The 17,882-nt window shown below is 44.4% G+C and carries 17 protein-coding genes; 13 read left to right on the top strand and 4 right to left on the bottom strand.

Annotation, left to right across the window (positions count from 1 at the left end; translation table 11 throughout):
* Positions 1-475 precede the first annotated feature (475 nt).
* A complete protein-coding gene (locus AC3QL0_RS01100) occupies positions 476-1,471 on the top strand; it encodes a TAXI family TRAP transporter solute-binding subunit (protein WP_493009688.1) in 996 nt (331 codons plus the stop codon).
* Between the two features lie 103 nt (positions 1,472-1,574).
* The gene (locus tag AC3QL0_RS01105) at positions 1,575-4,175 is read left to right on the top strand and encodes a TRAP transporter permease (RefSeq protein WP_493009689.1); all 2,601 of its coding nucleotides are present in this window, start codon (positions 1,575-1,577) and stop codon (positions 4,173-4,175) included.
* Between the two features lie 62 nt (positions 4,176-4,237).
* On the opposite strand, the gene AC3QL0_RS01110 is transcribed toward AC3QL0_RS01105, so the two are convergent.
* Complete coding sequence (locus AC3QL0_RS01110; protein WP_493009690.1) at positions 4,238-4,642, bottom strand: hypothetical protein; 405 nt, start codon at positions 4,640-4,642, stop codon at positions 4,238-4,240.
* A 21-nt stretch (positions 4,643-4,663) separates the two neighbouring features.
* Positions 4,664-5,197, bottom strand: coding sequence for a VUT family protein (locus AC3QL0_RS01115; RefSeq protein WP_430223928.1), 534 nt, complete (start codon positions 5,195-5,197; stop codon positions 4,664-4,666).
* A 176-nt stretch (positions 5,198-5,373) separates the two neighbouring features.
* Between AC3QL0_RS01115 and infA the strand changes: the two genes are divergently transcribed.
* Positions 5,374-5,637 carry a translation initiation factor IF-1 gene (gene infA, locus AC3QL0_RS01120; RefSeq protein WP_135864739.1) on the top strand — a complete coding sequence of 88 codons (264 nt, stop codon included), beginning with the start codon at positions 5,374-5,376 and terminating at the stop codon, positions 5,635-5,637.
* Between the two features lie 43 nt (positions 5,638-5,680).
* Here the strand turns inward: infA and rfbC are convergent, their stop codons facing one another.
* A complete protein-coding gene (gene rfbC / locus AC3QL0_RS01125) occupies positions 5,681-6,220 on the bottom strand; it encodes a dTDP-4-dehydrorhamnose 3,5-epimerase (RefSeq protein WP_493011024.1) in 540 nt (179 codons plus the stop codon).
* A 108-nt stretch (positions 6,221-6,328) separates the two neighbouring features.
* Here rfbC and AC3QL0_RS01130 point away from each other — a divergent pair, with 108 nt between their 5' ends.
* The 9 genes from AC3QL0_RS01130 to AC3QL0_RS01170 all read left to right on the top strand — a co-directional run bounded on the left by AC3QL0_RS01130 (position 6,329) and on the right by AC3QL0_RS01170 (position 15,620).
* Positions 6,329-7,876, top strand: coding sequence for a sensor histidine kinase (locus tag AC3QL0_RS01130; protein WP_493009691.1), 1,548 nt, complete (start codon positions 6,329-6,331; stop codon positions 7,874-7,876).
* Positions 7,873-8,481, top strand: a complete 609-nt coding sequence (locus tag AC3QL0_RS01135; RefSeq protein ID WP_493009692.1) for a response regulator transcription factor — start codon at positions 7,873-7,875, stop codon at positions 8,479-8,481. The genes AC3QL0_RS01130 and AC3QL0_RS01135 overlap by 4 nt, the downstream gene beginning before the upstream one ends.
* Positions 8,482-8,574: 93 nt before the next feature.
* Positions 8,575-9,063, top strand: coding sequence for a GlcG/HbpS family heme-binding protein (locus tag AC3QL0_RS01140; protein ID WP_493009693.1), 489 nt, complete (start codon positions 8,575-8,577; stop codon positions 9,061-9,063).
* 183 nt (positions 9,064-9,246) lie between these two features.
* Entirely contained in the window at positions 9,247-10,305 is a 1,059-nt protein-coding gene (rfbB, locus tag AC3QL0_RS01145; protein WP_493009694.1) for a dTDP-glucose 4,6-dehydratase, read from the top strand.
* Positions 10,298-11,179, top strand: a complete 882-nt coding sequence (gene rfbD / locus AC3QL0_RS01150) for a dTDP-4-dehydrorhamnose reductase (RefSeq protein WP_493009695.1) — start codon at positions 10,298-10,300, stop codon at positions 11,177-11,179. Before rfbB ends, rfbD begins: the two co-directional genes overlap by 8 nt.
* A 5-nt stretch (positions 11,180-11,184) precedes the next feature.
* A complete protein-coding gene (locus AC3QL0_RS01155) occupies positions 11,185-12,408 on the top strand; it encodes an oligosaccharide flippase family protein (protein ID WP_493009696.1) in 1,224 nt (407 codons plus the stop codon).
* 8 nt (positions 12,409-12,416) lie between these two features.
* Positions 12,417-13,343 carry a glycosyltransferase family protein gene (locus tag AC3QL0_RS01160; protein WP_493009697.1) on the top strand — a complete coding sequence of 309 codons (927 nt, stop codon included), beginning with the start codon at positions 12,417-12,419 and terminating at the stop codon, positions 13,341-13,343.
* Between the two features lie 30 nt (positions 13,344-13,373).
* Positions 13,374-14,549 (top strand): O-antigen ligase family protein, encoded by a 1,176-nt coding sequence (locus AC3QL0_RS01165; protein WP_493009698.1) that lies wholly within the window; start codon positions 13,374-13,376, stop codon positions 14,547-14,549.
* A gap of 15 nt (positions 14,550-14,564) precedes the next feature.
* On the top strand, positions 14,565-15,620 hold the full coding sequence (locus tag AC3QL0_RS01170; protein WP_493009699.1) for a glycosyltransferase: 1,056 nt from the start codon (positions 14,565-14,567) through the stop codon (positions 15,618-15,620).
* A 3-nt stretch (positions 15,621-15,623) separates the two neighbouring features.
* Here the strand turns inward: AC3QL0_RS01170 and AC3QL0_RS01175 are convergent, their stop codons facing one another.
* Entirely contained in the window at positions 15,624-17,006 is a 1,383-nt protein-coding gene (locus AC3QL0_RS01175) for an undecaprenyl-phosphate glucose phosphotransferase (RefSeq protein WP_493009700.1), read from the bottom strand.
* A 487-nt stretch (positions 17,007-17,493) separates the two neighbouring features.
* Here AC3QL0_RS01175 and crcB point away from each other — a divergent pair, with 487 nt between their 5' ends.
* Complete coding sequence (gene crcB, locus AC3QL0_RS01180; RefSeq protein WP_493009701.1) at positions 17,494-17,880, top strand: fluoride efflux transporter CrcB; 387 nt, start codon at positions 17,494-17,496, stop codon at positions 17,878-17,880.
* Positions 17,881-17,882 lie beyond the last annotated feature (2 nt).

Genomic DNA, 17,882 nt, shown 5'->3' on the forward strand with positions numbered 1-17,882 from the left:
CTTTAAGTTATAGGGGAAAGCGTAAATACCCATAACCGTCGTGGTCGCCATCGGTCTGCGCCGCTACAGGGAGAACTAGACTAAATAGCGATTTTCTTTATGGCTAAAGTGAGTAGGATTCATGTGTCTTGCTGTGCAAGATTTTCTTGATTTAACGCATTTAGTTTCTAAATTTTTGCCTTATTTAGCCTTTCGCGGTTATATGCTGAAAGCATTCTGGTGTATAAGTTGGCTGTGTTCTTCTGAGGTGGTTCAGGAAAACAAGTATTTGTTATCCATTGATTTTCCAGTATGATTTTACGATACATATGTTTCTTTTTTGTGTTTTTGAGATTCATTTGTTGTTGTGGAGGGGTTGCGAATCAGGGATTTCACTTGTTTTTTTCAAGCCTGAGACCTGTACCATCTAGTGGTCCGTTCTGAATAAACCGAAGGGTTTGTAACGTCGTAAGACGCGTCAATAGAGGAGTCATATATGAATAAAAAGTTAAATGTAAAAGTAAAAGGTTCTGCGCTGGCAGTGGGTGCGGCATTCTGCTCTTTATTGCTGGCTCCTCTGCCAGCAACAGCGCAAACAGAGTTTGTGAGTATTGGTACAGGTGGCGTAACTGGGGTGTACTACGCTGCAGGCGGCGCGATTTGTCGTCTAGTGAATAAAGACCGCGATGCACATGGCGTACGTTGCTCTGTAGAGTCCACAGGCGGTTCGGTATTTAACGTCAATACCATTAAAGCAGGTGAGTTGGATTTGGGCGTGGTGCAGTCCGACGTGGGCTATAACGCCTATAACGGTGAAGGCCAATTTAAAGACGCCGGCGAGTACAAAAAACTGCGTTCGGTATTTTCACTTCACCCTGAGCCATTCACTGTAGTGGCGAGCAAAGAAAGTGGTGTTAAAAACTTTGAAGAGCTTAAAGGTAAGCGTTTTAACGTAGGTAACCCAGGTTCTGGTACGCGTGCTTCTATGGAGCAGTTGCTGGAAAGAATGGGCACCACACCACAAGCCTACTTCGCATTGGCATCAGAGCTGCGTCCTGACGAGCACGGCCAAGCGCTGTGTGATGGCAAAATTGATGGCTTTTTCTATGGTGTAGGTCACCCCTCCGCCAACATCCAAGACCCAACCACTACATGTGGTGCGCAATTGGTGGCATTGACGGGCGATGCGGTTGATTCCCTAGTGGAAGAGTTTCCGTACTACGCCAAAGTAGAAATTCCAGGTGGCGTTTACCAAAACAACCCTAACGACATTCCTACTTACGGCGTACTGGCTACGTTTGTGACATCCGAAGATGTGCCTGAGAACCGTGTGTACGAAGTCGTGAAAGCGGTATTCAACAACTTCGAAGACTTTAAGCGTTTGCACCCAGCCTTCGCTCACTTGAAGAAAGAAGACATGGTGAAAAATGGTCTGTCTGCACCTTTGCATCCTGGTGCAGAGCGCTTCTATAAAGAGCAGGGCCTGCTGTAATCCTTTGTATTAGGGAAGGGCGTTTGCATACGTACCTTCCATCGTGGGCTGCCTCAAAAAGGTGGCCCACGTTATCTAGATAATCAGAAAAAAAGGATGGATGATGAGTAGTGATTCCAATCAGCAAGCCTTGCAGCAGATGGTAGAAGAGGTAGATCGAGGAGGGCGTAATGTTAGCGGTGCTGTGGCGCTGATTATTGCGGTAGTAGCGTTGTGCTGGGCATTTTTCCAGCTGTGGTATGCCTCCCCATTACCTTTTACCTTTCACATCGGTATTTTCAATGATACTGAGGCGCGTGCCTTGCACTTAGGCTTTGCCTTGTTTCTTGGCTATGTCTCGTTTCCTGCCAGTAAAAAATCAAAGCGCGATAGTGTCCCCATCACCGATTGGGTATTAGCGATTATTGCGGCTTTTTGTGGTGCGTATCTGTTCTTGTTCTACCGAGAACTGGCGTTGCGCCCCGGTATTCCTACCACCATGGACATTGTGGTAGCCAGTATTGGTTTGGTGTTGCTATTAGAGGCAACGCGCCGTGCGTTGGGCGCGCCAATGGCTGTGTTGGGCACGCTGGTTATTATTTATGTATTCTTAGGCCCATATTTGCCGGATGTGTTGGCACACCGAGGCGCTTCGCTTGAGCGCTTGGTATCGCACATGTGGCTGACTACCGAAGGTGTGTTCGGTGTGGCGCTGGGTGTATCGGTATCGTATATTTTCATCTTCGTGATGTTGGGTTCTTTGCTAGACCGTTGTGGCGCAGGGAACTACATGATGCAGGTTTCTTTCTCGTTGTTGGGGCACTTGCGTGGCGGCCCGGCCAAAGTGTCGGTGGTATCGTCGGCGGTGAACGGTATGGTGTCGGCATCGTCTGTGGCTAACGTAGTGACTACGGGTATCTTTACTATCCCGTTGATGAAACGTGCTGGTTACGGTGGTGTACGTGCAGGGGCAATTGAGACGGCTGCTTCGGCAGACGGGCAAATCATGCCTCCTGTGATGGGGGCTGCAGCATTCTTGATGATTGAGTATGTGGGCATTCCCTATACGGAAATTATCAAACATGCACTGTTGCCTGCGATGTTGTCCTACATATCGCTGTTTTATATTGTGCATTTAGAGGCGTTGCGTCTGGGCTTGCAACCTATGCAAGCGGCTATACAAACACGCACTCCTATTCAGCGCATAGGGCGAATAGGTATGGGGATTTCTGCCACCATTATTGTGGTTGCACTGATCTACTGGATAGGTGTGGGTACCCAGCAATTGTTCCCACAAAAAGCCTTTGGTATTTTGGTCACCTTACTGGCGGTGCTCTATGTGGGGCTGGTTTGGGTGGCGTCTAAACATGACGACTTACCTGCTCTGGTGAAACAAGACGGCACGATGACGCAGCCTGAAGTATGGGCCACCGTGCGTACGGGTTTGTTTTTCCTAATCCCCATCGGTATTTTGGTATGGTGCTTGACCATAGAGCGTTTCTCGCCTGGCCTGTCAGCCTTCTGGGCAGTGACAACCATGTTGCTGCTGATGCTAACGCGCCGTCCTTTACAAGCATTCTTCCGTCGTCAACAAGTTGGTACCGCATTAGCGGAAGGTGTTAAAGATACTTTGGTAGGGTTGCAAGAAGGTGCCCGCAACATGGTGGGCATTGCCTTGGCGTGTGGTACGGCAGGTTTGATTGTAGGTACCATTACGCTGACTGGTTTAGGTCTACGCATGACGTCCTTTGTGGAGCTGGTGTCCATGGGGAACGTGCTGTTGATGCTGGGTTTCACAGCGGTAGTGTGTTTGGTGTTGGGCTTGGGTATGCCAACCACGGCTAACTACATCTTAATGGCAACCTTGATGGCACCGGTGGTGGTAGAGCTGGGCGCACAAAGCGGCTTGATTATTCCGCTGATAGCAGTACACATGTTTGTGTTCTATTACGGATTAATGGCGGACATCACGCCACCTGTAGGGTTGGCGACCTTTGCGGCGGCAGCGATTGCGGGTGAGGACCCACTGAAAATCGGTATTCAGGGCTTCAAGTATGCGATGCGTACAGCCGTGCTACCGTTTATGTTCGTGTTTAACCCACTGCTCTTACTGATCGGTATAGAAAGCTGGTACGAGTTTGTGTTCGTGGTGTTTGGTTCTATTCTAGGATCGCTGGCTTTTGCCGCCGCTACTATGGGTTGGATGCGTATCAAATCCAAATGGTGGGAAATCCTGCTGTGTTTGGTAGTGATGTTTATTATGTTCCGCCCAGATTGGTTCATGAATCACATACAAGAGCGTTACTTGAATGCAGAACCTGCACAAATCTATGCGGTGGCGGGTGACTTGCGTCCAGGCCAGCAACTGGTGGTAGAGATTGAAGGGATGACGCTAGAAGGCGATACCATCCGTAAAACCGTTGCGGCAGAATTGCCTATGCTGGAAGAGGGCTCTACGCTCACCGGCGAAGCGGCTGGCCGTAAGCGTATGGCCGATGCGGGTATAGGTATCATGGCGTTTGGCGACATGGTACAGATTTCCAACATTGGGTTTGGTAGCCAAGCTAGACGTTCAGGTTGGGAGCAGGGTTGGGATGTCATGGTTGTGAAACAGCCTAATCCTGATGCCTTAATGGATTACTACATGTATTTACCAGCGTTGTTGATTCTGGCTTTCTTGTGGTGGAACCAAGGCGTGCGTATGCGCAAAACCGAAAACGCGTAATCGTAGCGTGTAGCTAAATCGGTAAACACAATGGCCACCTACATAGGGTGGCCATTGTGTTGTTAGGCTTGTACGCGCGTGGTGACGCGTTGGCCTATCGCAGGCAGTTCAAAACAGCCCTCTACTTCCACAGCTATATGCAATACGGCAGCACAGTCGCGAGCAATGACTTGAGTCAGCATTTCTACGTCACGCACTGTTTTGTGGCCTATGAATGCCTGTATATAAGCGCTGAGTGAAAATACTTCCAGAAAACGTTGAGTGGCTTGATAGCGAATGGCGAGCGTAGATCCAGCACCAGGGTTATGCGACGCAGGGCATAGCTCAGGTAACGTCAGCACATGTTCTTGCCAGCTTTGAAAGTGGGGATGCGGGTTAGCAATAGTTTTCAACACTGCGCCCGTGTCGGGTGAGGTGTAGCTGTTAGCATCAGCCGGCACGTAGGTATGATCGGTAGGAGTGGTCATAAGTAGAGTTCGCGAAGAAAGTCAGGGCGATACGGTGCGGCGTTCACGCACAGAAATAAACGGTAAGTACGCCACAGCGGCAGCAATGATGTATTTACCCAGCACATCGGCATAGACAATTTGCATCATGTCATAGCTGCTCATCACGCCTGCAAACGCTAAAAGGGTAAAGGCCAAACTGTCCAAAGGGACACTTACTGCATGGCTAGCTAGCACCCGTTTATGCCAACGATAATGGCGTAACCGCTGGAACATAGCGGTATCGGCGAGCTCGCTAATTAAGATCGCCACAAATGAGGCAAATAAAAATCGGGGACTGATTTGGGCAATAAACTGACCATACAAGGTAGTGATTAGCACGGCGGAAGCTATAGCCAGATATACCGTAGGTAGGCCGTATTGGTGTAGGCGATCACGCAGAGTGAATACTGCGGCAAAAAAGATAGAACCAATACTGAACAGCCCAAACCAAGGCAGCTCAATAAAGCTATCCAAGTAGACATTGGCTAATAGAACGGCGCACGCATACGCCGCTAGCCATATGGCGCGCAACATAGAAAAACTCCTGCTACCACCAGAAAAATAGTCCGGCGTAGCGTCATAGCGAAGGTCGCGACAGAGGGCTGAAATCCCAAGCCGCAAGTAACCGCCAAGTTTAGCGTACTTTATTGAAAAATCACTAAAAAATAGCGTATGTTATACTAGTAGTCTAATTTTTTAGGAGCAAACTATTGGCTAAAGAAGAAATCCTTGAAATGCGTGGCACAGTGAACGAAGTGCTGCCAGATTCACGCTTCCGTGTGACCTTAGAAAACGGTCATGAATTGATTGCCTACACAGGCGGTAAAATGCGTAAACACCACATTCGCATTTTGGCTGGTGATGATGTGTCACTAGAGCTGTCGCCTTATGACCTGAGCAAAGGTCGTATTACTTTCCGTCACCTCAAAGATCGCGCCCCTCGTCAACCGCAAAATCGCGCCGCACGTCGTTAATCTGAACGCTGCAGGCTGTTGCCATAGCAGTTTCTGTCACCCTTTATCGTCGTTGCATACGTTCGCGTAATGTAGGCAATGCCAAGTCTTTGACAGATAAGGTGGGCTGCTGAATAGGCCAGGGGATGGCTAGATCTGGGTCATCCCAGCGCACACCATCCTCATCGTCTGGGCAATACACATCCGTGCACGAATACTGTACGTCTGTGACCTCACTTAATACGCAAAAACCATGTGCATAGCCTGGCGGAATCCAGAGCTGTAGCTGGTTTTCGTCGTTTAGCTCTACCCCTATGTGTTGCCCATATGTGGGCGAGTCAGGGTTAAGGTCTACCGCTACATCAAAGGCCGCACCTCGGCTGACACGTACCAATTTCCCTTGGGGGCGGGTACGTTGTTGATGCAGGCCACGCAGCACACCACGCTGTGACCTGGAATGATTTTCCTGCACAAAAGGCAGCGTCATTCCAGCCTGCTGATAGCGCTCTAGCTGGAAGGTTTCTGTGAAAAAACCACGCTCATCTTTATAAACTTTGGGTTCTATGATGAGTACGCCGGGTAGGGAAGTGGTAATGACTTTCATGAGTGTGAGTGCAGAGAGAAAGGTGATTTTACCGTATACGTAAGCGGAGCCAGATAGGCTCTGTGCCATAATTCGTATTCGTTCAAGCCTTGTGGGAAACTTTACGTCATGCGTACTGGCCCGTCTTTCTTTTACCGTCCCAGTGTAGCAATCTTGATAGGTGTGCTGCTGGTAGTGCTAACCGTAATGGGGTTGGCGAGCTGGCGTTATCACACGCATATTCAAGTATTGGAAAAAGAAAGTGTGTTGCTGCAGCGCTTGGCGTCTCAGCGTGCTGGTCAGCATGATGCTCACTTAACGGCATTAGCGGCGGTGGTACAGACAACAGCGGATCAGCGTGGCCACGAACTCTTCCAAGACGTGGCTCACAGCATCCTCAATTTCTACCCCAGTATTGATGCGATTGAATTAGTCACGCAGCCGGATGCAGCAGAGTTACCCACAGGTGTGGGGGCTGTGGATCCGGAAATCCAAACATGGATACAAGAGCAGGCGTGGACTGGCAATGAACATATGAAGCTGTTGGTGCACCCCACGCATCCTGGCCACTATTTGTTGATTAAGCGTAATCCTAATCTGGATGCATTGGGCTATGCCTTGATGCTAGATATAGATGCAGCACGGTTGCTGGGCAATGGCGAGGCATTATGGTCCAAACCAGACGTTACGCTGCGTTTGTCTTTACCCGATGGCACGCCATTTTTGGGGGCGGCTACCGATGCCTCTACTACCTTACACTTCTCTAAAGCGCTCAGCAGTGCCACACAGCCCTTGTTGCTGGAAACAGGCCTGCAGTTGAAGTGGGATGACCTATTGCCTCTATGGCCCACGTTAGGCATGGCGTTGTTGGTGGGTGTAGCGTACGCAGGGGTATGTTTGGCGTGGCGTCAGCGTAGACGCGTGAATGCCGCAGTGGAGCAAGCGCGTATCAGCGGTCTAGAGTCCAGATTAGCCCATGCGTCCAGAGTGAATGCCTTGGGGGAAATGGCCAGCGGCCTAACCCACGAGCTTACCCAACCATTAACGGCAATCTTGGCGCAAAGCCAAGCGGGTAGGCGGTTGCTCAGCAAAGGGGACACCGAACGGCTGGCTAAGTCTTTAGACGAAACCGTTATCCAAGCGCAGCGTGCCTCGGCGATTTTGCAGCATTTCAGGCATTGGTCGCGTCCACAGCGCTTACCTACAGCGTGTTTTGATCTACGTGATGCGCTGCATAATGTGCAGGCACTATTACGCCAAGAAGCACAAAATCAACAGGTGCAAATCACATTGAAAGTGCCTGCGACGCCGTTATTGGTAAAGGCAGATTCCATAGAGATGGAACAGGTGCTTTTTAATCTGCTACGTAACGCGATGGATGCGCTACAGCAGATTACGGGCGATAGACTCATTACGATCACCGCATCAGACCACGGTAATCAGGTACGAGTAGATGTGGCTGACAATGGTCCTGGCGTACCGACGCATTTGCGAGGCGAACTATTTACCCCATTTGTGACCGGCAAAGAGGGCGGAACTGGGTTGGGTTTGGCATTAAGCCAACGTTTAGTAGAACGAGCAGGTGGAGAATTGTTGTTACAAGAAACCGCCGATAAGGGAGCAATATTTAGCATACTCTTAGCCAGCCAACCCGCTACATCGGAGCCTCACGAATGAGTCACCCTGTTTATTTAGTAGATGATGACCAAGCCGTACGTGATGCGTTAGAGCTGTTGTTATCTACGGTAGACATTGCTGTACACAGCTTTGCTGATCCACAACGATTCTTGGCGTCGGTGAGTCAGCTAGCGCCTGGGTGCATCATCATGGATATACGTATGCCGTGGGTATCAGGGCTAAAAGTACAAGAAAAACTGCTGGAGCAAGGCGTAGACTGGCCCACCATTGTGATCTCTGGGCACGGCGATATAGAAGCCTGTAGACGTGCGTTCAGAAATGGCGCTATAGATTTCCTGTCTAAACCCATAGATGAACAAGACCTGATTGATGCCATACAAAAAGGCCAAGAAATCCTAGAGAAGCGCTTACGCGTTCAGGCAGAAAAAGAAGAAACCTTAGCCTTATTAGCAAGCCTGACTCCTAGAGAAAAAGAAGTGTTGGGTAGAGTGGCTGCCGGTTTTACCTCCAAAGAAATCGCAGAAGGCTTGGGCCTGTCACCACGTACCGTAGAAAGTCATAGAGCAGCATTAGGTGCTAAGTTAGGCACCACCTCACAAGCAGAGATGACGCGCTTGTGGTTGGAAGGCAGGGAATATCCGTAGGACTACGTAGCTAATCAGCAAGCACTACGCATAGTGCAAAAAAACGAGCCCGTTTACTCTGTTGTTATCTTTCTTACTCAGTGGAGATTCACCATGATTCGTACACTCGCGTTAACGTCTGCTTTGTTGCTTCCTTTGGCTGCTGGTGCTCAAACCACCTTGCCCACCGCACCGTATTTGCCATTAGAACTCGCCACTCAAGCCGCACAAGCGGCCGTACAAGCATGTGCCACCGAAGGCTATGCGGTAAGCGTTGCTGTTGTAGCGCGAGATGGCGCAACCAAGGTATTGCTTAAAGCAGATAACTCTGGCCCTCACACTGTAGGCAGTGCTACGGGTAAAGCATTTACCTCGGCTGCAATGGGACGTGATACTGCTGGGTTGGCTGAGTTCATCGCCTCTAAGCCCGCTAACAATGGTATGCGCGATATGGACGACCGCATGGTGATACAGGGCGGCGGCCTACCTGTGAAGTTTGGTAATGCCTTAGTAGCTGGTATAGGCGTCGGTGGAGCACCTAACGGCGACCTTGATGCGCAATGTGCATTGGCTGGTCTAAAAGCGATTGGAGCTGATGTGTAAATAAGCTTTCAATTGTAACTTTTTGAAAAGCCTGCCTAGTTTTTGCTAGGCAGGCTTTTTTGTATCTAAAGAATGGTCCAGAATAACGCCGTCACTAGGCACAATATCTTTACAATATAACGTTACGACCTATTTATATTTTTAAGTAGGGGAATGTCATCGTACCTGAGTACCAGTAAACACATGAAAATCCTTGTTACCGGTGGGGCCGGCTTTATAGGCTCCGCACTTGTCCGCCACCTGATTCAGCACACAGACGATCAGGTGGTTGTGGTGGATAAGCTGAGTTATGCCAGTAGCTTGGAATCATTAAGCAGCGTGAGTGGGCATGAACGCTTTGCGTTTGAGCAAGCGGATATCTGTGATCATCAGGCTATGACCCGTATTTTCCAGGCTCATCAACCTGATAGCGTGATGCATTTGGCGGCGGAATCCCATGTGGACCGTTCCATTTCAGGGCCTGAGACCTTTATACAGAGCAACATCGTAGGCACGTACGTTTTGTTAGACGTCGCCAAACACTATTGGTCAGCCTTACCAGAAGACAAAAAATCCCAATTTAGGCTGCTACACGTATCTACAGATGAAGTGTACGGTGACCTAGGGCCAAACAGCAGCCATCTAGCAGTAGAGCACAGCCCTTATGCGCCTAGTTCGCCTTATGCGGCGACCAAGGCAGGCTCAGACCATTTGGTATGGGCGTGGTGGCGTACCTATGGGTTGCCTGTCATTCTTACCCATTGCTCCAATAATTTCGGCCCTTATCAGTACCCAGAAAAACTCATTCCGCTGGTGATCTTAAATGCCCTGTCTGGGCAGACCATTCCTTTATATGGTGATGGTAAACAAGTACGCGACTGGCTATTTGTAGACGATCACGTAAAGGCGCTATGTAGCGTCTTGAAACAAGGGAAATTGGGGGAAAGCTACAATATCAGCGCGCAGACAGAAAAGCAGAACATTGAGATTGTGACTCGCATTTGTGCATTGCTGGATGCCTTATATCCAGAGTCGGCATATACCCCTCATGCTCAATTGATTGATTATGTTCAGGACAGGCCTGGACACGACGTACGTTATGCGCTGAGTGCAGAAAAACTGAATACCGAAATAGGTTGGCTGGCTGAAGAAGGGTTTGATGCGGGCTTAGCAAAGACCGTTAGTTGGTATGTGGAGAATCTGGCATGGTGCGAGCATATACGTGTCGCGCACAATGCAGAGCCTAAGGACAAACATGACTAATATGCCGTTCAAAGTCTTGCTGTGTGGTGGTAGCGGCATGCTTGGTCAGGAATTACTGCACAGCATTCCTGATGGCATAGACGTGTGGGCACCAAGCTCTACTGAATTGGATATACGCCATAAAGAAATGGTGCTGCAGAAAGCTGCTACCTACCAACCCGACCTCATTATTAATGCAGCGGCTTATACCAACGTAGATGGCGCCGAGACCAACGAAGCGCTAGCATTCGCTATTAACCGTGATGGTCCAGAGAATTTAGGCATCTATGCGGCACAAGCCAATATCCCCGTATTTCATATCTCTACCGACTATGTGTTCGATGGCACTAAAGGTGAGCCATATACAGAAGAGGATGAGCCTAATCCTATTAATGTGTACGGGAAGAGTAAGTTAGCAGGAGAGCGAGCTTTACAGCAGGTTTGCGAGCAAAGTCTGATACTGCGTACTAGTTGGTTGTTTAGTCAGTATGGGAAGAACTTCGTAAAAACCATCTACAAAGCGCTGAAGGAAGGAAAAGAGCTGCGAGTTGTGGATGACCAGTATGGATGTCCAACTGCGGCGGCGTTAGTGGCTGAGGTGTTGTGGATATTGGCAGAAAGGCATAAGCAAAATGACTTATTGCCGTGGGATATTTTTCACTTTAGCAATCAGCCTGCTTGTTCTTGGTATGAGTTTTCTTGTGTACTAACATATCAGTCTGATTTAAGTGAGCATATGACCGTGACCGCAATTACAAGTCAGGAATACCCGTCAGCACTGAGAAGGCCTTTTAACTCGAGTTTAGATATAAATAAAATAAGAGAAATTATTGATTTTAATCGTGGCTTGGGTTGGTATGAGTATTCAAAAGAAATATTATCAAAATTCATATAAAAATTATGTCTGACCGTCGAGTTATTTTTCATAATGTATCTTCACTGGCTGTGGTAAGAGGTCTGGAGTATTTGGTTCCAGTTATTCTTCTTCCTTATATGGTTAGAATTCTTGGGCTGGAAGGTTTTGGTCTGGTGAACTTCTCACTAGCTTTTGCTCTTTATTTTTCGGCCTTTATGCAGTATGGGTTTGCTTTAACTTCAGTAAAGAAAATTGCAAGAGCGAGGGATAATAAATCAGAGGTTGAATATATTTACTCTCAAACAATGAGTGCTATATTTTTTCTGATTTTTGTTTGTGCGATTATATATTTCCCGATAATTTATTTTTTTGATAAGTTTAGAGAGTATTTTTTGCTTCATACATTTTCATTTTTCTTCATAGCCTCTCAGGCTTTGTTTCCTACTTGGTTTTTTCAAGGTATGGAAAACATGAAGCAAAGTGCAATTATTAGTATGGTTTCTAGGGTTGTTTTGTTGTTACTAACATTAATAATGATCAGATCACCTGATGATTATTTTATGGTTCCTGCTATTAATGCAGTATCAATGATGATATGTTTTTTATTTTCTATATTTTGGATATCTAGAAAATGGAAAATTAAATATAAGATTGTTTGTTTTGGTGATATTCTAAATGTTTTGAAAGAAGGGCGTCATGCATTTTTTGCACAAATGGCACCTAATCTATATATAAATTCATCAACTTTTCTGTTGGGAATTTTTTCTAATCCTATAGCTGTAGGTGCATTTAGTGCAGCGGCAAAATCTATCGATCTATTTAACTCTTTTGGGATGATAGTATCCAGTGCTTTTTATCCTTTTCTAGCAAGAAAGCCAGAGTTTATAGAGAAATTTCAGAAGTTTATGTTGGCTTCTGGATTGTTTTTAACTGTTTTTTGTTTTGTTTTTTCAGAATTGATTGTTGTTTTGTTATTCTCCAATCAAAATTTGGTAATTATTGAATATATAAGATACTCTGCTGTGGGTATTCTGGCATTTTTCGCTATGCGTGCTTATTATGATAATGGATTAATGCTTAAAGACCGAGATGATTTGGCTGGTAGAATGGCTTTGTTAGTTTCTCTATTATTCTTTATTCTGGGTATTATCTTTATTCCGCTATATGGTGTCATAGGTGCTGTATTGACTTTGACAGGAGCTAGATGTTGTATGGCATTGGGATGGTATTCCATGTATATAAAAAATAAAAAATTAAATAGTAATTAAGAGTTTTCATGAAAAAAATAATATTTATACATGATGGATTAGCATTCTATCCGTCGATGATGGCTAGCAAGAAATTTTTCTCTAATCTTGGTTATATAGTGAAAGAGTTAAGAAGAGAAGAGATAAAAGAGAATGATGATTTTAGTGACTGTATACTTTGGTTGATGATGGGGTTTTACCCAAAGGCCATAGCAAAAAAAAGCTTAGCTGTAATACATGAATATAGATCTTTATCCTTGGGTCGTGGGAAATGGATGAAAGATTATTTGAAGAAAATATTAAATCATCAACCTTCTTATAGGATATTTCAATCTGAAAAAATAAGGGAAATATTAAATAGAAATGATGGTGTTCCTTATGGAATACTTTCCTTGGGTGTTTCTTCAGATATTATAGGTTTTAAAATTGATCAAAAAAAAGAGGATAAGAAATATGATTTTTGTTATGTAGGGGCAATCAACAAAGATCGAGAAATAGATAAAATGCTAGATAGATTCTTGCAAGAATACCAAGGCGAAAAAACTATTGTATTGATTGGTGATGTGAAAGATGATATAGAAAATGAATACCGCAATCATAAAAATATCATTTTTACAGGAAGGGTGCCGCAAGAAGCTGTTTATGGGGTGGTAAATCAGTCCGAGTTTGCAATCAGTTATGTACCTGATATTGCTCCTTATTGTGATCAGCCACCAACTAAGCTTTATGAATATGCAGCGCTGGGATGTAAAATTATTGTCAATGATTCAAGATCTAATACTAATGAGATCGATAAATTTGGCATAAAAGCATATGTTATGGAAAATGGCCATTTTCCTAAAAATGATGTATTACAAGAAATAGCAGATAATTCATTTTTTGACCCAACTCCTTTGTATTTCGATAGTGCTATTGTGAACTCAGGAGTTGTTGAGTTCTTGGAGAAAATTGTTTAGATGTTTTTATGAAATGTAGGTGGTGATCTGGTGATTCTTAAATTAAAAAAAGATTATTTCACAGAAATTTTTTGCACTATCTATGCTATAGCCTTGGTTCTTAGCTATGAAATTCATATTTTTGATTTTCAACCTATTCCACAATTAATAGCATATGGTTTTTTTCTAATTGTTATATTTATAAATTTTAAATCATTGATAATTTATAAAAACCTTCCAATGATTATGGTTGTGTTTTTATTTTTTTGGCTATTGCTTTCTCTGTTGATTAGATTAGGAATTGAATCTGGAGAAGATGGTGGGGATGTATTAAAAATATTAGCAGTATTTTTGATATTTTTCTCTTATATTTTATGTCCAACAAGAATTATTGAAAATATATTTAAGATTTTTTTCTATATTGTATTTATTTCATCTTTGTTTAATTTGGTTTTGTTTATTTCTGGTGGAAAATTTATTTTATGGGAAGCGATTTACGGAACTAGATATGCTAGTTTCTATTATCTTCACAACTTTGCAGGTGCTCTTTTTGGGTTTCAATTAATTTACTCTATTTATGATAAAGATATTTCTCAATTTTTTAAAATTTTAAATATATTTTTATCTATTTTTTCTCTTATTTTTAGTTTCTCTAAAGGCAGTATAGTAGCTGTTTTTCTTGCTGTTTTTATCGCTTCATTTTCATTCTCTAGTTTATCTTTTAAGATAATACCTACGACTTTAGGTGTTCTTTCTATTTTTGTTCTTTATGTTTTCATGGATGAGTTGCAAGCTGCATTCCCTAGATTTAGGTTTTTCTCGGGATTAAATGAAAGAGATGAAATGTGGGAAGCTGCATTTGGTGTTCTGGATGACACTAAACTAATGCTCCTTGGTGGTGGGGAGCCATATTTACATAATATGATAGAAGGAATCGGTAAAGATTACTTAAGTACGCACAACTATTTTGTAGATACTCTTGTCACTAATGGAACTATTTCATTTTTCCTACTAATAACTTTATCTTTGATAGTTGTTTATGGCTTGCGCTACAAATCTAAAAGTAAATTATTCTTTACATTGGCGATTTATTTATTGATTAGTGCTAATAAGAGTAGATTTTCTTTAGGTGGTGTAACGTTGCTATCGGTGATGCTGTCTTTTGTTTTTGTTTATGCCATTCAAACGTGGGGTGGCAGTAATTCTAAAATAAAAAATTTAAAATGATCTGGTTTAATAGTTATGAATATAGTTCATGTTGTTGAGGCTTGGAAGGGTGGAATTGCTAGTTATGTCCAGAGTCTGGTAAGGGCACAATTAGCAGATGGCCACCAAGTATTTCTATTTGCTGATGAGGAGCAGTTTCAATCTGATGCAAGAGACATTGGGGTGAAGGTTGTCTTTTATCAGGCATCTAGAAATCCATTGAAATTTTTCAAAATTGCTAAAGAACTTCAAGGAAAAATATCTCCTCTAAATGCTGATGTTGTACATTGCCATAGTACGTTTCCTGGAGTGTACTGTAGATTTTTTAAAAATAAGTCTAAAACAAGATTGATTTACACGCCCCATGGATGGAGTTTTTTTAAGAAGGACGTTAGCTTTTTTGGTAGAAAAGTTTATGGTTATGTGGAGAGGTTGCTATCTTCTAGATGTGACAATGTAATGTGTATGTCATTTGAAGAGGTAGAGGCAGCTAGAAAAATAGGGATTCTTGATGAAAAGCTAAGAATGATTCATACAGGAATTTTGAATATCCCTATGCATGAACAGAAACTCAGAAAAGATCTAGAGAAGATAAGGATTGGTTTTTTTGGTAGATTCGACTACCAAAAAGGCTATGATTATCTGGAGAAGGCCGTTCCTTATTTATCAACTAATGTAGAGTTGCATTTTTTTGGTGGAGCTGTCCGCGGTGATTTTAAGGCTATCAATGCAAATAATGTTATTAATCATGGTTGGATTCAACATGATGAGATGCATAATTGGATGCTTGAGATGGATGCCATTATTTCTCCATCCAGATGGGAAGGTTTCTCTTTAACGATCCTAGAAGCAATGAGGGCTGGTAAGGCATTAATTATTTCTGATAAATCATCATTACCAGAAACAGTAGTTTCTGGATATAACGGAATAATTCTGTATGACCTGTCACCAGAGGGTTTAGCTGCATCTCTGAATGCATTATCTGTAGACGAATGTCTAGAAATGGGGCAGAACTCCAGAAAAATCTTTAAGCAATGCTTTGCTTTTGAAGAGTTTTACAGGAAGGTTCATGCTCTATATTTAGGAAAATGAAGGTCAGGGTTTGTTATTTACAAACCCTTTGAACACTGTGAGAAAGATAATCTTCAAATCTAACCACAGTGACCAGTTGTTGATATACCAAAGGTCATATTCAACGCGCTTCTGCATTTTTTCTATAGTGTCTGTCTCGCCTCTATAACCATTCACCTGCGCCCAGCCTGTAATTCCAGGTTTGACCTTGTGGCGTTTCATATAGGACTCTACAAGGTCTTTGTAGTGTTCATTATGAGCGAGGGCATGCGGGCGTGGGCCTACGATAGACATACGGCCTTGCAGTACATTGTAGAACTGTGGCAACTCATCCAAGCTGCTCTTGCGCAGGAACGCACCTAGACGGGTTACACGCGGATCACCAAATTTTGCTTGTGTTACTTGCCCAGCTACTTCTGTGTGTACTTCCATAGATCGGAACTTATAGACCTTAAAGCGACGGCCATTAATTCCTGTCCGATATTGTTTGAAAATGATGGGCCCTCTAGAGGTCATTTTGATCGCAATAGCGATTGCTAAACAGACAGGTAATATTAGGATTGAGATAATAGAGCCAATAATCAAATCCTCAATACGTTTCACCAGACGTGCAGAGCCTTCCATTGGACTCAAACTGATATCTAGCGCATAGAGTCCAGCAATTTGACTGACCCGGTGATTCAATAGCGGTAGATCACCCAAGTCTGGTATGAAGCGCACTTCTACTGTGAGGTGGCGTAGGCTGTGCAAAATTTTCTTGATGGACTCGCCTTCTTGTAAGGGTAGACACAACCAAACCTCATGCACATTTTGCTCACTCACTGAGGCGATGAGTTGATCAAACCATTGTTGATCGTTTTCTAGCTTGAGTCGTTGTCGTACTTCATAGCCTACGCGTCCTAAATCAGGCAAGCTTTTGGTAATTTCTTCTGAGGGTATATGACCTTCTACGACCAATACATGTTTCTGGTTTCTGCCTTGAGTACGTGCAAAGCGTAGTAGGAGGTAGGTGCTCAGCCGGAAGAGGGTAACTGCTACTAGGGCATAGAGTGCTGTGGTGCTTAACCAAAGGCGCGAGTACTGACCTGTTACTTTGGTAGCGACAGCAATCCCAAGCAGTAGGGCAAAGGCCAAGAGCCAGCCGGTATAGACTCTGCCTAGTTGCCTAAGAAAGGGGCGGCCACGCCAAGAACCATAAGTATCCATGCCCAGTTGGCAGATGGTGCCCATCAAGGCGAGTGCTAATGTGGCAACTTCATAGCGGGAACTCATGCTCCAGAAGTCAAAACGCTGGTGATAGGCAACGTATGCTGCGCCAATGACCAGTGCTATATCAATCAATCCAGCGAATAGAGCTAAAGGGTAGCGTTCTGCCAGAATAGGAGCGGGGGAGTGTTTCTTAGACATGCGCACAAAGTAATAGGCTAAAAACACATAGCCATAGTCAGGGAATACTGTGATTATAGAAGGGGTCTTGTTAGACAGCCAATCAACAAAGCAGGATTAATAACGGTTTATGACAATGTAATGAATTGATCTGAATTGTTAGTGTTTATTTTTCCCGCTATTGGTGTGCTTTTGCACAAGAATCAGTGGGAAGTAAGCACTGATTACGGATGATGAAGGGTGTTGATGTTTTTCTACACAAATTATGAATCGTGAGTTGTTTTACAAAACATTTCGTAAATACGCTACCACCGCTTCCCGATTTCTTGATAACGGCACTCTCTGCCCTTTGCTTCGATACGTTCACGAACATACCAAATAGCAATGCCGCAATAGCCTTGCCCCTCAACATAACAAAAATGGGAAAAAGTGCGGAATGGCTGCTTCTCTGGTGCTACGATAGGTTTTTTGTCAGATGACGGCCATATGCCGTTACGGAGAAAACTCTATGTGGAAAGCCATAGCGGCTGTGGCCGTTGGGGCGGGGAGCGGTGGTGTTTTGCGTTGGCTATTGAGCCTACGGTTAAATGCTGTCTGGCCAAATATGCCACTAGGAACCTTAATTTCCAATTTAATAGCGGGCTACATCGTAGGTGTGGCGGTGGCATGTTTTGCGCAGATGCCCAATGTATCCCCTGAGTGGCGATTGGTCATCATCACCGGTTTTTGTGGTGGGCTATCTACTTTTTCTACGTTTTCCATCGAAGTTGTCACAGCCTTAGAGCGAGGCGCTTATAGCTGGGCGTTAGGGATGGTGACGGTGCACGTTTTAGGCTCTCTGCTGATGACTATCGCCGGCTTGGCGACGGTATGGTGGCTGAAGTCGGTTTGGTAAAG

The sequence above is a fragment of the Paenalcaligenes sp. GW821-LYS-B07-1 genome, assembly GCF_058803365.1.

Coding starts and splice junctions, on each gene's coding strand:
- AC3QL0_RS01115 (WP_430223928.1), bottom strand. CDS start 5,197: ATGTTGCGCGCCATATGGCTAGCGGCGTATGCGTGCGCCGTTCTATTA.
- AC3QL0_RS01155 (WP_493009696.1), top strand. CDS start 11,185: ATGTCTGACCGTCGAGTTATTTTTCATAATGTATCTTCACTGGCTGTG.
- rfbC (WP_493011024.1), bottom strand. CDS start 6,220: ATGAAAGTCATTACCACTTCCCTACCCGGCGTACTCATCATAGAACCC.
- AC3QL0_RS01110 (WP_493009690.1), bottom strand. CDS start 4,642: ATGACCACTCCTACCGATCATACCTACGTGCCGGCTGATGCTAACAGC.
- AC3QL0_RS01100 (WP_493009688.1), top strand. CDS start 476: ATGAATAAAAAGTTAAATGTAAAAGTAAAAGGTTCTGCGCTGGCAGTG.
- AC3QL0_RS01105 (WP_493009689.1), top strand. CDS start 1,575: ATGAGTAGTGATTCCAATCAGCAAGCCTTGCAGCAGATGGTAGAAGAG.
- AC3QL0_RS01170 (WP_493009699.1), top strand. CDS start 14,565: ATGAATATAGTTCATGTTGTTGAGGCTTGGAAGGGTGGAATTGCTAGT.
- AC3QL0_RS01140 (WP_493009693.1), top strand. CDS start 8,575: ATGATTCGTACACTCGCGTTAACGTCTGCTTTGTTGCTTCCTTTGGCT.
- AC3QL0_RS01175 (WP_493009700.1), bottom strand. CDS start 17,006: ATGTCTAAGAAACACTCCCCCGCTCCTATTCTGGCAGAACGCTACCCT.
- AC3QL0_RS01135 (WP_493009692.1), top strand. CDS start 7,873: ATGAGTCACCCTGTTTATTTAGTAGATGATGACCAAGCCGTACGTGAT.
- rfbD (WP_493009695.1), top strand. CDS start 10,298: ATGACTAATATGCCGTTCAAAGTCTTGCTGTGTGGTGGTAGCGGCATG.
- AC3QL0_RS01130 (WP_493009691.1), top strand. CDS start 6,329: ATGCGTACTGGCCCGTCTTTCTTTTACCGTCCCAGTGTAGCAATCTTG.
- crcB (WP_493009701.1), top strand. CDS start 17,494: ATGTGGAAAGCCATAGCGGCTGTGGCCGTTGGGGCGGGGAGCGGTGGT.
- rfbB (WP_493009694.1), top strand. CDS start 9,247: ATGAAAATCCTTGTTACCGGTGGGGCCGGCTTTATAGGCTCCGCACTT.
- AC3QL0_RS01160 (WP_493009697.1), top strand. CDS start 12,417: ATGAAAAAAATAATATTTATACATGATGGATTAGCATTCTATCCGTCG.